Source organism: Aeromonas sp. QDB39, assembly GCF_027707585.1.
Lineage (GTDB): Bacteria > Pseudomonadota > Gammaproteobacteria > Enterobacterales > Aeromonadaceae > Aeromonas > Aeromonas hydrophila.
Genome location: NZ_JAPCIV010000046.1, coordinates 1 through 14,839, shown reverse-complemented (window position 1 = coordinate 14,839; position 14,839 = coordinate 1). Strand labels below are relative to the sequence as shown.

Below are 14,839 nucleotides of genomic sequence, written 5' to 3'. Positions count from 1 at the left end.
CTATCCCTCTCGAACCTGACAAAATGGCGCAATTTTCCCAGAGGAGTCAGGTATTTGAACACTGTCCGTACACCGAGCTGGCGAGACTCGCTCGCCGTCTACCTTGAGACTCGGGTTCTCATCCTGTTTGCCATGGGATTCTCTTCCGGCCTGCCGCTGCTGCTGGTGTTCGGCACCCTGTCGTTCTGGCTGCGCGAAGCGGATGTCAGCCTGACCGACATCGGCTATATGAGCTGGGTGGCGCTGGCCTACGGCTTCAAGTGGCTGTGGTCACCACTGGTGGATCGGCTGCCGCTCCCGCTGCTCTCTCGCTGGCTGGGCCGGCGCCGCAGCTGGATGCTGTTCTCCCAGCTGCTGATCGCCGCCTCGCTGGTGGGCATGGCCTTCTGCGATCCCAAGACCCAGCTCGCCCAGCTAGCCCTGTTCGCCCTGCTGGTGGCGTTTGCCTCCGCCACCCAGGACATCGTCATCGACGCCTATCGCATCGAGTCGGCCCCCGAGCGGCTGCAGGCGGCCATGGCGGCCTCCTACATGACCGGTTACCGGCTGGCGATGATCATGGCCGGCGCCGGCGCACTGGCGCTGGCCGCCTGGCTCGGCAGCAACAGCGGTTATGACTACAACGGCTGGCGACTCACCTATCTGCTGATGGCGGGATTGATGTCCCTCGGCGTCATCACCACCCTCTGTTGTCATGAACCGGTGATCGACCTTGCCAGCCAGAATGAGCAGCAGGCGGCCCACAAGGCCTTGTTGCTCGCCCGTGGCTGGCCCGCTTCGCTGGCCGGGCTCGGCGCCTGGAGCCACGAAGCCATCTGGTGCCCGTTTGCCGACTTCTTCCGCCGTTACGGCGGCTCGGCCCTGCTGATCCTCGGGCTCATCGCCTGTTATCGCATCTCGGACGTGGTGATGGGGGTGATGTCCAACAGCTTCTACGTGGACATGCAGTTCAGCAAGACCGAGGTAGCCACCATCACCAAGGTGTACGGGGTCATCATGACTCTGGTGGGGGCCGCATTGGGCGGTGTGCTGGTGATGCGCTTTGGCACCCTGCGCATTCTGTTCCTCGGCGCCCTGCTCACCGCCAGCACCAACCTGCTATTCGCCCTGCTCAACGAGGTGGGCCACAACCTGGAGCTGCTGACCCTGATCATCTCGCTGGACAACCTCAGCGCCGGTATTGCCACGGCCGCCTTCGTGACCTATCTGTCGAGCCTGACCAACGTGGCCTTCTCCGCCACCCAGTACGCCCTGTTCAGCTCGGTGATGCTGCTGCTGCCCAAGCTGCTGGCGGGTTTTTCCGGCCGTTTCGTCGAACAGTTCGGCTACAGCAGCTTCTTCATCAGCACCAGCCTGCTCGGTATTCCGGTGCTGATCCTGATCGTGCTGGTTGCCAAACGAGGAAGATCCTTGCTATCTCAATCGGATAAATAGCAAGCGTTTGCGTAAAATTGGGGGTGATTAGATTCACACTTCCGAATAAAGTTCCCCAGTGCTGGTTTCTCCGATGAATTTATTTGGCTAGAATCCCTTCCGCTCCTTGTGGGCAGGCTACGGAAAACCTCAACTAACGCACAAGAGACCAATAAAATGGCCAAATTTACCAAGACTCTGATCGCTGCCGGTCTGCTGGCTGCAGCCGCTACCCCGGCCTTCGCTGCTGACTACAGCGGTGACATCCACAAGAATGACTACAAGTGGATGCAGTTCAACGTTATGCACACCATCGACCAACGTCCTTTCACCACCGGTGCTGAAGATTACAACGACACCTACTTCGAAATGGAATTCGGTGGTCGCTCCGGCCTGTTTGACCTGTACGGTTACGTCGACGTCTTCGATATCTTCGACTCCCGTCACAGCGACAAGCACAAGGGTCAGAACCTGTTCATGAAGTTTGCGCCGCGTATGTCTCTGGATGCGCTGACTGGTAAAGATCTCTCCTTTGGTCCGGTGCAAGAGGTCTACATCGCCTCCCTGAACAACATCGGCGACAACCAGATGGAGAACATGATCGGTCTGGGTGCTGATGTACAAGTGCCTTGGTTCGGCAAAGTGGGCATGAACCTGTATGCTCGTCACGCCACCGAAAACCAGTTCTTCACCGAAGAAGAGGGTGAGTGGAACGGTTACTGGTTCGCCATGAACTGGTTCAAGCCTTTCTACACCTTCAGCAACGGCAGCTTCGTCTCCTACCAGGGCTACCTGGACTACGCCTTCGATCTGGACACCCACAACCGTGCTGACCGTACCAGCGACAACCTGGCTACCTTCCACGGTATCTACTGGCACTCCGATCGCTACGCCGTCGGTTACGGCCTGAAGTACTTCATGGATGCCTACGGCACCAAAGATGGCTCCACTGCCTACGACGGTACCCCGTGGAAGAGCTCTGGCTTCAGCCACTACTTCTCCGTTACCTACAAGTTCTAATAGAACAGGTATCAGGGATACAAAAAACCGGAGCAGCTGCTCCGGTTTTTTTATGGCTTGCTGCCGGCAACAGGGGAGAGCCGCACCCTCCCCCGGCCATCATCAGTCGCGGAAATTCTGGAACTGCATCGGCTGACCCAGCTCGGCGCCGCGCACCAGGGCCATGGTCTCCTGCAGATCGTCACGCTTCTTGCCAGTGACGCGCACTTCGTCACCCTGAATGGCGGCCTGCACCTTGATCTTGGAATCCTTGATCAGCTTCACCAGCTTCTTGGCGATCTCTTTGTCGATCCCCTGCTTGAACTTCACGGTCAGGTGGAAGCGCTTGCCGGAGTGAACGCTGTCACCCACGTCCATGGAGCTGTTCTCGATGTTGCGCTTGAGCAGGGCAGCGCGCAGGATCTCGACCATCTGCTTGAGCTGGAAATCGGCATCGGCCTCCAGCTTGACCTCTTCCTTGTTCAATTCGAAGCTGGCTTCGACACCACGAAAATCGAAACGGGTCGCCAGTTCACGATTGGCGTTGTCGACGGCGTTCAACACCTCGTTCATTTTGACTTCAGAGACAATATCGAATGACGGCATAGTGGGCTCCTCATGTTGCGCTATAAGGGGGCAAATCTACCAGAATTACGGCAAATTTGCTGATTTCGATGGGGCTGCTCTGCTAGAATCCCCTGCGCACAGGAATGGCGAGACCCGTTAGAACCTGTTCAGGATCTGCCGCGAGAGGTCGTCCGCAAGGTAAGGCGCTGCGCAGGAGCCGGCGTGTATATGAATACACCAGCTGCCGGTTTCCTATAAGCAAGTCTCATACAAGCCTTGATCACGACCTCGCAGCAAGATCATGAACTCGTTTCTGGTGTCCGCCAGGCGACATCTTCACTTATCCCCGGCAGGCGGTTGACTGGAATGCAGCCCCTACCTTGATTGAGTCTCTCCATGCCAAGCGGATCACGCGATTACAACCTGACACAAAGTCGACACACCTCCTCCCCCCAATGGACACTGCTGGGCTGCGGCGCCCTGGGCGGCGTCTTCGCCTCCCTGTTGACTCAAAGCGGCCAGGCCACTCGCGTCTTGCTGCGCGAGCGCCACCGCTCCACCCTGCATCCTGGCATCGACTTCACCTCGCTGGAGGGCCACACCCAGCTCATCAACATCGAGCGCGGTTTCATCAGCCAGCCCGGCCAAGTCAAACGGCTGCTGGTGATGACCAAGGCCGGCCAGGTCATCGAGGCGCTGACGCCGCTGGTGGGCCAGCTGGCGACCGACGTGCCCATCGTGCTGCTGCACAACGGCATGGGGATCGCCGAGCAGGTGGTCACCCTGTTCCCGCACAATCCGGTCATCGCCGGCGTCACCAGCCATGGCGCCATGCAGAGCGGCCACTTCGTGTTCCGCCACACCGGCAAGGGCGAAACCTGGCTCGGCCCGGTCAACGAGGCGGCCAGAGCCCACGCCGCCCTGGCGGACGATCTGGCGGCCGCCCTCGGTCAGGCCGGCTGGGATGAACAGATCCAGGCGCGCCAGTGGCAGAAGCTGGCGGTCAACTGCGCCATCAACCCGCTCACCGCGCTCTACAAGCTCAAGAATGGCGAGCTGGCCGGCCCGCGCTTTGCCGATGCCCTGCAGCAGATCTGCGTGGAAGTGGCGGACGTGATGCAGGCCGAAGGCCAGCCCACCGGCAGCGACGAACTGCTGCGCCGGGTCATGACGGTGGTGGAGCTCACCGCCGACAATTACTCTTCCATGTATCAGGACATGGAACTGGGGCGCGAGACCGAGATCGAGGCCATCACCGGCTTCCTGCTGGCCCGGGCTGCCAGCCACGGCATCGCGGTGCCGGTCAATCAGGGTCTCTATCAGGCCATCAAAGAGAAGCAGTGAGCCCGGCGGGCTCGCCAACGCAAGGAGCAAAGGATGAGCGTACTGGTACTGGTGGCCCCCGGGTCGGAAGAGATCGAGACGGTCGCCATCGTCGATACCCTGGTGCGCGGGGACATCGAGGTGGTGCTCGCCTCCTGCTGTCCGGCCGGGCAGCGCCAGATCCGCGCCTCCCGTGGCGTGCAGCTGGTGGCGGATTGCCACCTCGACGAGCTGGCTGACCAGGTGTTCGAGGCCATCGTCGTGCCGGGCGGCCTGCCCGGCAGCGAGGTTATCCGTGATACGCCGCGCGCCATTGCCCTGCTCAAGGCGCAGGCGGCAGCGCAGCGCTGGCGAGCAGCCATCTGCGCCGCTCCCGCCGTGGTGCTGCAGCACCATGCTCTGCTGGGGGATGCCAGTGCCACCTGCCATCCCGGTTTTCAGGCCCACCTGCCTGCGGCACAGCTCAGCACGGCGCGGGTGGTGACCGATCAGGCCCATCGCCTGATCACCAGCCAGGGGCCGGGCACCGCCATCGAGTTCGCCCTCGCGCTGGTGCGGATACTGCGCGGTGACGAAGCCGCCCGTGCAGTGGCCGGCCCCATGGTGTTGCCCCCCTCGCTCATGCCCTGAGTGACTCTTCCTTTCGCAATGACAGAGCGCCCCTTGCCGATTGGCAAGGGGCGCTCTGCGTTGGGCGGGCCGCTTCGCAGCTCGCCTCAGATCCGGCTCAACTGAGCATTTCGGGTCTAAGCTGCTCCATCAGCAGGTGGTTGTCGCTGTAATCCACCGGAATGGCCACCACCGCCGGCCCGCTCACCGCCATGGCGGCGCGCAAGGTGGGTCGCAGATCCTCGGCGCAGGTGACGGCAAACCCGGCTGCCCCAAACGACTCGGCATAGGCCTTGAAGTTGATGGGGCCGAAACTCACCCCGGAGCTGCGGCAGTACTTTTTCTCCTCCTGCATCGCCACCATGTTGTAGCCGTTATCGACCCAGATGATGTGCACTATGTTGGACTTGAGCCGCACCGCGGTCTCCAGCTCCATGCTCGACTGCATGAAGCTGCCGTCGCCAGACACCGAGATGATCTTCTCTCCCGGGCGTACCATGGCGGCCCCGATGGCCCAGGGCAGCGCCACCCCCATGGTCTGCTGGCCGTTGGAGATGAGCACCTGGCGGGCCCGGAAACTGTACAGATAGCGGGCAATCCAGATGTGAAAGCTGCCCATGTCCACGCACAGGGTCATGTCCTGCCCGATGATGTCCTGCAGCTCCTTGACGATACGCAGCGGATGAATGGGGGTGCCCCCCAGCCGGCCGGCATGTTCGGCGAGCTGATGGCGCTGGGCACGGATCTCGCCGAGCAGCGCGGTAATGGCCGGATCCCGCGCCAGCGGCTGGTGCAGCATCCGGGTCAGCCGCGCCAGGTTGGCGCTGATGGAGCCCACCAGCTCCACCGCCGCGCAGTAGCTGCTGTCGATCTCCGCCGGCAGCGCATCGATGTGCAGCAGCTGGCGCTCACCGGTGCCGTTCCACAGCACGGGGTCGTATTCGATGGGGCTGTAGCCGATGCAGACCACCAGATCCGCATCCTGCAGCAGCTTGTCCCCCGGCTGGTTGTTGAACAGCCCCACCCGCCCGGCAAAATCGTCGAAATGGTGGGTATCCACCACCCCGGCCGCCTGATAGGTCCCCGTCACCGGCAACCGGCTCTTGTCGAGGAAGGCGCGCACCGCGAGGGAGTTCTCCGGCCGGCTGGCCAGCAGGCCGAGCAGCACCACCGGTTTGCGAGCCTGCGCCAGCAAGCTCAGCGCCCGATCGATGCCGCGCTCGTCGGCCGCCCCCGGCTCGGGGATGGCGCTAGGCACCAGAATGGCACCATTGGCCGGCTCGTTGATGATGTCCATCGGCAGGCTGACGAAGGCCGCCCCGGGCCGCCCCAGCTCGGCGCTGCGAAAGGCGTTGGCCATCACCTCGGAGAGGGCGGAGCCTGTGCCCACCTGGGCACTGAACTTGGTGACCGGCCGGCACAGGCTGACGGTATCCAGGCTCTGGTGGGTCAGCTTGAGGCCGTCGGCCCGCCGCACGGCACCGCCCAGCGCCACCATGGCATCCCCTTCCGAGGTGGCGGTGGCAAGACCGGTGATGAGATTGGCACAACCCGGCCCCGAGGTTACCAGCGCCACCCCGGCCTTGCCGGTCAGCCGGCCGACGGCGGCGGCCATGAAGGCGGCATTCGCCTCGTGGCGCACCACTATGGTCTCGATGGGGGAGTCCTCCAGCGCATCGAATACCCTGTCGATCTTGGCCCCGGGAATGCCGAATACCTGTTTGACCCCTTGCGCCTCCAGATGGCGCACCACCAGTTCGGCCCCACAGGCCCAGTGTTGATTTTCCATGATGTCACTCCTTGTTAAGCGAAGGGCTCAGCCTTCTGCGGCGCGGATGGCGCGGTCCAGATCGGCGGGATTGAGGTCGGCCTGCTGAAAGGCCGGATTGCGGGGCAGCTCGATGTTGAGGTGTTGCACCACCGACAGCTGCAGCTGGCCGTGGCCCATGGCGTAGTCGAGGATGTGGCCACCGCCCCGACGATCCTCGGTGATGAAGTGCTCGTGATAGCCGGCCACGTTGATCCCCTGCACGAAGGGCGGGCAACGAAAGCCCACCAGGGTGCCGCGGCGCTGGCTGAACGAGAACAGCGGCTGAGCCTCGATGGCCTCCAGCATGGGCTTGTAGGGGGGGCTCTGACAGGGGACGGTGCGCACCTGCGCCTGCTCGAACAGGCCGTCGAGCCGAAAGGCGACGAAGACGTTGTCGGTGCCCACCAACCGATCCACCCACTGGTGGATCTCCTCGCGGCTCAGGGGGTGATCGAAGCGGCGCTGCAGGCAGGGGCGAAAGTGGGTCATCACCGCAAACGGGGTCTTCTGCTCGGCCCTGGCCGGACGGGCCGAGCCGTCAGCCTTGAGCTGGTGGATCTGGCGCTCGAAGGCAATCAGCTCGCCGTCGAGCCGGTTGAAGGTCCCGAGGCCAAAGTCACCGTGGCGCAGCAGGTCGGCCATGGTGGTCTCCCCCTCGTAAACCCCTGCCAGCAGGGCGCTCATCAGGGAACTCTGGTAGACCTCGCCGCCCCCCTGGCGAGCCTGCCAGCGAGCAAACTGCTGGCTGATCTCGATGGCGCAGTCACATGATGAATTGGTTTCCATTTGGATTTCACCTCCAATCCTGTTAGGTTGGCAAATCAGGATTCAATAGTGACCAAGATCACAGTTTGATACCAATATCCAAACCCATCAGCTTCGAGACGTACCAGATATGGAATTCCGTTACCTGCGCTACCTGGTGGCCGTGGCAGACAAACAGAGCTTTACCCGCGCCGCCGAGGCGCTGGGCATGGCCCAGCCGCCGCTCAGCCAGCAGATCCGCAAATTCGAACAGGAGGTGGGCACGCCGCTGTTTCACCGGCTGACCCGCAGTGTGGAGCTGACCGAGGCGGGGCTGAGCCTCTATCAGGATGCCAAGGGGATACTGGCGCAGACCGAGCAGGCCATGCAGAAGGCCAGGCGCATCGCTCGCGGCCAGCTGGGTTCACTGCGCCTAGGTTTTGCCGGCTCCACCGTGCTGCACCCGAGCGTGTTGCAACTCATCCACGACTTTCGCCAGGCCTGGCCGGAGGTCAGCCTGCACCCCATTGAGAACAGCATGCCCAACCTGGTGCGCGATCTGGTGAGCGAGGAGCTGGATGCCGCCATTCTGCGCCTGCCCTGCAGCAGCAGTTCGGCGCTGACCCACCACCTCATCGACGAGGAGGAGATGCTGATCGCCCTCCCCCCACACCATCCGCTGGCCGGTAGTGGTGCCATTCCCATCGAGGCACTGGCGCAGGATCCCTTCATCCTGTTCCCCCGCGAGCTCGGGCCCGGGCTGCACGACGCCATCACCCAACGCTGCCAGCGGGCTGGCTTCAGCCCCCGCCTCGGCAGCCAGAGCCCGCAGGTGATCTCTACCGTCGGCATGGTGCAGGCCGGTTTCGGGGTCGCCATCATCCCGCGCTCGGTCAGCGAGCTGCACCCCCACGGCGTCAGCTATCACCCCATCGCTACCGAGCCGCTCACCACCCGCATCAGCCTCGCCACCCGCCGCCATCCCCGCCAGAAAAGCCTGCTGCATCTGATTGGGCTGATCCCTGGCCATCATTGAAAGACAAACAAAAACCCCCATCGGCATAAGCTGATGGGGGCATTAGGGCTGTATTGCACTGCGTAAAAATATTGGCCCACTGAGTAATTCAACTCACCTTTATCGCCGGTTGAGATGAAACGAGTGGCTATTCAGACACAGGTTTCAGATCGGTGACGGGTTGGGTAGCACGGTAGGCATCCATGATGGGAGCCCAGGCCATTCCGTTAGGAACTGGGTATTGCTTGAATAGCTCACCATATTTTTTGTCAAAATCATCCATACCATATTGGCGCACTATCGATACTTTCTGATCATACCAATCATCGGTTACCTCTTCGGCGATACCACGGGCCAGTAGAATATCTGGCGTAACATTTAGCCTATCTCCCTTAAGTAACACCTCAAAATAGCCGCCTGGCGCTAGGCCAAAATAGAGCCAGCTACGGCGGTCATAACGACCCTCAACAGGGTAGACTTGGCACATCTGCTGCTCCAGATTGGCAGGCAAGTCCACCTTTATGCGGTAGCGCTTGCGATCATGGAAGGAAACCATCTCAATCACAGCTTTATCGGGGGATGGGAATACCGTCGGTAGGCAGGCCTCCACCGCCTGCCCAATAGTAACGTTTCGCCTTGATTCGATCGGCAAGTAGACCTCCAGCTCCGCCACCTGCCAAACGGTCGGCATAAACTTGCTTCCCTCCAAGATAGAACTCGGTCTTGGTGTTCTTAGTAAGATCTATATTACTGCCTGTACCATAATCCCAATCAAATGTAGGCAAAGGTTGTGGCGCCGCGCAGGCAACTAATGACAGGCGGAACCACAACAATGCGACGATATATTTCATCTCTGTGTTGGTACATCCTGCTCTAGATGGGAGAGATCCATGGTCTCAACAGCCTTCATATTATCAATGTGTCGGCAGCGCATATCTTGGCGCAGAGTTTCAATCTCCTCTGGCGTGAGCTGCCGCGGGAGGATATCTGGTGATGTTGGTTTGGTACCCTTAGCCGACACTGTCAAGCTCCATGGTATTACCTTACTGGGTCGGTATCCGTCTTGGGTTGCGCTGCTCGATAGGCATCCATGATGGGAGCCCAGGCCATGCCACTTGGAACGGGGCGCTGTTGATAGAGATGACGATAGTTGGCATCAAAGTCAGCCCAAGAGTTTTCAAACTGGCTGGAGAGAGGGAAACGTTGATCATAGGGATCATCCGTTACCTCTTTTGCGATCCCTCGGGCTAGCAAGATATCGGGGGTAACTCGAGGGTCTCTCAAAAACGCCTCGACATAGCCCCCGGTTGCCATGCCCAACCCAATATTATCGCGGAGCTCTTCGCGCCACTCCTTGCCTACTTTTACCCGGTAACGCTGCGCTATCATCCTTTCCAGCTGCGCGGCGGGTAAGTCAAGGCTGATGCGATAGCGTTTCTTGTCGTGATACGACACCCATTCCACCTCAACCCGATCGGGAGCTGGGTGAATATCACGGCGGCCCTTGCCTATGCTCCAGCGATAATCTTTCCCTTTGAGAGATTGGTCGCTAACTGACCTGATAGCCCCATTGATTGAGGCATCCACCAACTCGCCCTGACGATAAAAATGCACCTCTGTCACCCAGATCTGATCAGCATTGGTGCCCACCATATGCCCCCAATCCAAGTCGTGGGGGGCTGAGGGGGCTGCCTGGCAGGCTGCGACTAACGGCAACAGCAGTAATAAGAGAACCCAGCGCATGGAGGTAATCATTGGACCGGGTCAGTATCTGTTTTGGGCTGTGCGGCACGGTAAGCGTCCATGATCGGGGCCCAGGCCATACCACTGGGAACTGGATACTGTTGATAGGCTTGGTTGTACTTTGCATCAAAGTCTGCCCAACGATTCTCATATTGGCTGGAGATGGGGAAACGTTTCTCATCTCGATCATCCGTTACCTCTTTTGCTATCCCTCTGGCCAGCAGGATATCGGGGGTAACACGAGGGTCTCTCAAAAACGCCTCGACATAGCCGCCGGTTGCCATGCCCAACCCAATATTATCGCGGCGCTCTTCGCGCCACTCCTTGCCTACTTTGACCCGGTAACGCTGCGCTATCATCCTTTCCAGCTGCGCGGCGGGTAAGTCAAGGCTGATGCGATAGCGTTTCTTGTCGTGATACGACACCCATTCCACCTCAACCCGATCGGGAGCAGGGTGAATATCACGGCGGCCCTTGCCTATGCTCCAGCGATAATCTTTCCCTTTGAGAGATTGGTCACTAACTGACCTGATAGCCCCATTGGTTGAGGCATCCACCAACTCGCCCTGACGATAAAAGTGCACCTCTGTCACCCAGATCTGATCAGCATTGGTGCCCACCATATGCCCCCAATCCAGGTCGTGGGGTGCTGAGGGGGCGGCCTGGCAGGCGGTGACGAATGGTAACAGTAGCATCAACAGGATCCTGCGCATTAATAACCTCCTTTTTGATTGTCTGTGACTTGGCGCACCTCTTGGTCGCCAACCCGATTGGGTTTATTGACCATCCCGGTATCTGCGCTGTAGTGCAAATAACCGAGCCGCAGAGCTTGATACTCCTGTGGCGAGAGGGTGCGAGTCAAATCAATCACCTCTCCGCGCCGTTTGGCAGCATCGACCCAACGTGCATCAAGCGCAGCCAGGTTCAAGGTGGGGTATGAAAGGGCGCTATCCATCCTCAGGCTATTATCTGTCGGATCCCATATGTCGAACGGTACACCGGCATCCCGTGCTGCTTCCACCATCATATGGAGCGGAATGCGTGAATACTCCCCCTCCACCACCCGGCGCAGCACCACATCTACCTTCACTTCCTGCTCTGACGCATCTTTGCTCACGGTTCCTAGTCGTTGGGGGCGCACATTGAGGTAGCCCGATACCGTTGTGTTGTTATAGGAGGAGATCAGCTCAACGCCCTTCGCCCACCCCTGCGCTGCGCGCATTTTGGCATAGGCGGTTGCCTGGCTATATGCATGTGAGTCTTTTGCCGTGCTGTAGCGCGATTCGGTTGACTTGAAGGTGGCGATCACCTTGGTTTCATTGATGACGGGGGACGCGTAGTTGGGATCACGTAGACTCCAACGACTGTAATAACCACCGCCAATATCGGAGTGAGCACCGGGGATGATCACTTCGGTAAAGGAGGCGGGCAGGTCGCTGGCCATATTCTTAATCCGGGTCAGGTCAAAGTGATAGCGCCACTCATCGGCCGCGATAATATGCACCACCCGCTCGGCGCAGTCAGGGGCCAGCGTCACACTGCGTTTGCCCCACAGATAGGAGCTGACCACAGTATCAAACAGCCCGACAAACTGGATTCGCACATCGTCGCGGCTGCTCCAGTCAAAGCCCGCTTTCAGGGGGATATCGGGGGCAGTGGTCATCGCCTCCACCAAGGGGTGGTCCCCCTTCTGGTCGATGCGGTTGACAAACTGGCGGGCGGCTGAGGCCCCCCGGCTAAAACCAAACACATCGAACTCGACCTTGTGGATGCACTCGATACTGGACTGAATTTCACTCAGTTGTTCTTTTATCTTCGCCACGATCTGGGTGCGGCACGCCTGCTCAACCCGCGAGGTGCTGGAGGTCTCGCCCTTGTCGGCCCCCGCCCCAGCCTTGGTGTCATCCTGCCCTTTGGCTGTGCCAATACCTTCGACATATACAGGGATGCTCAACAATGGTGCTTTGTCACTGAGCAAATATAAGTCACTGGCCTTACCAATATTGGTGACGTCGTTTTTCTCGCTGTTATTGAGGCCACCCGGTAGTGTTCCCTCAAAGCATTGCTCCAGTAACGCCGCCTGCTCTTGCAGGCTGCACTTGGCCAGTGCCGCCTCCAGTGCATTTTTCCCCTTTTCATGATTGAAGGTGTTGTTGGAGGTGCCATCAAAAAACACCCCGATGCGCAGGGTGGTGAGCTGATATCCCTTCACCTCAATCACGTAGGAGTGCTTGGTGATAAAGCGCTGCGGCTGGGCCTGCCCGGCTTTATGTCCTTCCTGCGACGACTGGGCCTGCCCGGCTTTGTGTCCTTCCGGTAGCGGCTGTTCTGGGTCAGTGAGGCAGAGGTCGCCGGTGGTCACTTTGACATGCTCGCGCTTCACGCCACAGTGCCCCCAAAACTTCTCTGTGTAGGCGGGAACCTGACTGGCCTCGCCCTTTTTGAGGGCTTCACGGGATTGGGCTGCTTTAAGCCAGGGTTGGGTCTCCAGCTTGACGGTCACCGGCCCCACCGCAAAGCCTTGTACCAGGGTTGGACCATCTTTCAGGGTCACGGTTTTGCTGGTGCCACTGGCATCGGTCAAGGTGGCTTTTTGCCCCTTGAACGAGCGATTCTGTTCATCTCGAACGTCTATCTCAATCCAGCAGTTGTTCTTCTCACAGGGGATGCAGTAGGGAGAAATCGCCATTAGCTGGCTCCTATCAATTCAGGGTGTTTGTTCAGCCAGTTATTCACCTGAGCCATTTCGTCGTCGGTCAGCATCAACGGCGCTCTGATGGCATCCAGCGCCATGCTTGCCTGTAGCGTGAGAGCGCCAGCTACCACGCCATCCAGGACGTCGCCTGTCAGCCCAGCTTGATTGGCCTGCTTGAGGACGGTGGTAATGGCGGCTTCCGGATTGGGATGACGCGCCATCATCTCCTCCATCCGTTGCCAGAAGTGGCGAGAGAGGATGTAGGCGTGACGGTTTTCGTCATAGAGCGGCGTCAGGTGGTGAGGCTGAATGCGAAACCAGGGGGCTTGGCGGGGAGTAAATTCGGTATCCGGCGTGCGCTGCCAGACACTGTCGTTGGCCCACAGGCTTGAGCAGGGCCCCAGGACATCATCGAGTTCCTGCTGGCTCATGGTGGCCAGCATCTTGGGAAAGACCCGATTATCGGCATAGCGCAGCCACATCACTTCCCCTTCGAAGGCTACCTCTATCAGGTTTTGCCAGTGCTGCTGGACAACGTCGACAGAGGCATCGCTCGCGACATATACGCCGCCCAGTTGCGGGTGAGCAGCCATAAACTCGGGAGCAGGGTCGGGCAGTAGCCAGGGGCCTTGTTCGGCTTGGTCCGCAAACGCCGTACTGGCAAACAAGGGAATAGCGCTCGCGCCACCATGGTTGCAGTAGTCCGCCACGGCGGTGGTATCGAGCGCAGCATCGACGATGGCAAACAGTGGGCCGGGATGTTGGCTGCACCACTCTTGAAAGGTCATGCCTTACCTCCCTGGGCGAAGGGGCAGGGCTTCACCAGCGGGGCCATAGACTCCACGCTCTTGTGAATGGCCGGAGCTGGTAATGTTGCTGGTGGTGGTGTTGGCACCTCGACATTGCCTGGCTGGATGGGGGCCTTACCACCCCAACCAGAGCCAGAACCCGGGCTGCCGCCGGAGTTCATCTTGATGGAGCCGCCACTGAGGGTAACACCACCAGCGTCGAGCTTCACAAAGCTGCCGCCCACTTTGAGGGTCAGCTCAGCACCGGCCTCCATCACGATCTTCATGCCCGCCTTGTGGTGCAACTCACTCCCCGCCTCCACCAGCAGGGACTGCCCCAGCTTCTGGTGCAGGCTGGCATCCACCGTCAGCGAGTAGTCCGCCTTGATGTGGTCGCGCTTCTCACCCTCCACCGTCAGGTGGTCATTGGCCTTGACACGGGTCACCCGCTCGTTGTCGATATCCCGATGCTCGTCATGCTTGATATGCCACGCCGCATCGTTCTCGATAAGCAGGTTCAGGTCTTTCTGACCGTGGATGTAAATCTCTTCCTTGCCAGCCTGGTCTTCAAAGCGCAGCTCGTTGAAACCTTCACCCTGGTGGGTCTCGGTGCGCAGCACGGTGCGGGTCTTGTTGGCAGGTAGCTCATACGGCGGCCGGTTGGTGGCGTGGTAGGTGCGACCGGTCACGATGGGCTGGTCGGGGTCCCCCTCCAGAAAGCTCACGATGACCTCGTGGCCGATGCGCGGGATGGCCATCATGCCGTACTGACCGCCGGCCCAGCCTTGGGAGACCCGCACCCAGCAGGAGCTCTGGTCGTTGGAGCTGCCGTAGCGGTCCCACGGAAACTGCAGCTTCACTCGGCCGTGCTCGTCGCAGTAAATCTCCTCCCCGTCGGGGCCCACCACCATGGCGATTTGCGGGCCATCCACCATGGGCTTGTGAGGGGCCTCCGGGCTGCCGATGCGCGCTCGCCAGGTGGTGCTGGCTTTCACCACCCCAAATTCGTTGTGATAAACGGTGGGGCCGCTGCCCCCCTCCTCTTCCAGCGCCTGTTGCGTATTCCGGCGAAGTTGAACAGCCATTCCGGCCAACGTGAACACCCTGATCCTTAACGCGCTCACGTCACCCCG

At 60.1% G+C, this 14,839-nt stretch carries 12 protein-coding genes and 2 pseudogenes; 5 read left to right on the top strand and 9 right to left on the bottom strand.

The window, feature by feature from the left end; translation table 11 throughout:
• Positions 1 to 54 precede the first annotated feature (54 nt).
• Both PG899_RS20835 and PG899_RS20830 read left to right on the top strand, forming a co-directional pair.
• Entirely contained in the window at positions 55 to 1,434 is a 1,380-nt protein-coding gene (locus PG899_RS20835) for an AmpG family muropeptide MFS transporter (RefSeq protein ID WP_017408629.1), read from the top strand.
• Between the two features lie 156 nt (positions 1,435 to 1,590).
• Positions 1,591 to 2,433, top strand: coding sequence for a nucleoside-specific channel-forming Tsx family protein (locus PG899_RS20830; RefSeq protein ID WP_011705056.1), 843 nt, complete (start codon positions 1,591 to 1,593; stop codon positions 2,431 to 2,433).
• Between the two features lie 102 nt (positions 2,434 to 2,535).
• Here PG899_RS20830 and PG899_RS20825 read toward each other — a convergent pair whose 3' ends face one another.
• Positions 2,536 to 3,018, bottom strand: a complete 483-nt coding sequence (locus PG899_RS20825; RefSeq protein WP_016349839.1) for a YajQ family cyclic di-GMP-binding protein — start codon at positions 3,016 to 3,018, stop codon at positions 2,536 to 2,538.
• Positions 3,019 to 3,375: 357 nt separating this feature from the next.
• Here PG899_RS20825 and PG899_RS20820 point away from each other — a divergent pair, with 357 nt between their 5' ends.
• Complete coding sequence (locus tag PG899_RS20820; protein ID WP_077095281.1) at positions 3,376 to 4,323, top strand: ketopantoate reductase family protein; 948 nt, start codon at positions 3,376 to 3,378, stop codon at positions 4,321 to 4,323.
• A 33-nt stretch (positions 4,324 to 4,356) separates the two neighbouring features.
• Complete coding sequence (locus PG899_RS20815) at positions 4,357 to 4,932, top strand: DJ-1 family glyoxalase III (RefSeq protein ID WP_077095282.1); 576 nt, start codon at positions 4,357 to 4,359, stop codon at positions 4,930 to 4,932.
• Positions 4,933 to 5,029: 97 nt separating this feature from the next.
• Here the strand turns inward: PG899_RS20815 and alsS are convergent, their stop codons facing one another.
• Together alsS and budA are read right to left on the bottom strand one after the other, a co-directional pair.
• Positions 5,030 to 6,700 carry an acetolactate synthase AlsS gene (alsS, locus tag PG899_RS20810; protein ID WP_077095283.1) on the bottom strand — a complete coding sequence of 557 codons (1,671 nt, stop codon included), beginning with the start codon at positions 6,698 to 6,700 and terminating at the stop codon, positions 5,030 to 5,032.
• Between the two features lie 27 nt (positions 6,701 to 6,727).
• Complete coding sequence (gene budA / locus PG899_RS20805; protein ID WP_017787776.1) at positions 6,728 to 7,507, bottom strand: acetolactate decarboxylase; 780 nt, start codon at positions 7,505 to 7,507, stop codon at positions 6,728 to 6,730.
• A 109-nt stretch (positions 7,508 to 7,616) separates the two neighbouring features.
• Between budA and PG899_RS20800 the strand changes: the two genes are divergently transcribed.
• On the top strand, positions 7,617 to 8,501 hold the full coding sequence (locus tag PG899_RS20800; RefSeq protein WP_139703293.1) for a LysR family transcriptional regulator: 885 nt from the start codon (positions 7,617 to 7,619) through the stop codon (positions 8,499 to 8,501).
• 127 nt (positions 8,502 to 8,628) lie between these two features.
• Here PG899_RS20800 and PG899_RS20795 read toward each other — a convergent pair.
• The 6 genes and pseudogenes from PG899_RS20795 to PG899_RS20770 form a co-directional block, all read right to left on the bottom strand.
• Positions 8,629 to 9,331: pseudogene (locus PG899_RS20795) on the bottom strand (DUF2931 family protein).
• Positions 9,332 to 9,518: 187 nt separating this feature from the next.
• Positions 9,519 to 10,223, bottom strand: a complete 705-nt coding sequence (locus PG899_RS20790; RefSeq protein WP_190283710.1) for a DUF2931 family protein — start codon at positions 10,221 to 10,223, stop codon at positions 9,519 to 9,521.
• Positions 10,224 to 10,231: 8 nt separating this feature from the next.
• Entirely contained in the window at positions 10,232 to 10,936 is a 705-nt protein-coding gene (locus PG899_RS20785; RefSeq protein ID WP_270697612.1) for a DUF2931 family protein, read from the bottom strand.
• Positions 10,936 to 12,912, bottom strand: a complete 1,977-nt coding sequence (locus PG899_RS20780; RefSeq protein ID WP_077095287.1) for a T6SS phospholipase effector Tle1-like catalytic domain-containing protein — start codon at positions 12,910 to 12,912, stop codon at positions 10,936 to 10,938. The genes PG899_RS20785 and PG899_RS20780 overlap by 1 nt, the downstream gene beginning before the upstream one ends.
• Positions 12,912 to 13,706 carry a DUF4123 domain-containing protein gene (locus PG899_RS20775; RefSeq protein ID WP_077095288.1) on the bottom strand — a complete coding sequence of 265 codons (795 nt, stop codon included), beginning with the start codon at positions 13,704 to 13,706 and terminating at the stop codon, positions 12,912 to 12,914. The genes PG899_RS20780 and PG899_RS20775 overlap by 1 nt, the downstream gene beginning before the upstream one ends.
• Positions 13,703 to 14,761: pseudogene (locus PG899_RS20770) on the bottom strand (type VI secretion system Vgr family protein); the annotation flags it as partial. The gene PG899_RS20775 and the pseudogene PG899_RS20770, both read right to left, overlap by 4 nt.
• Positions 14,762 to 14,839: the final 78 nt, after the last annotated feature.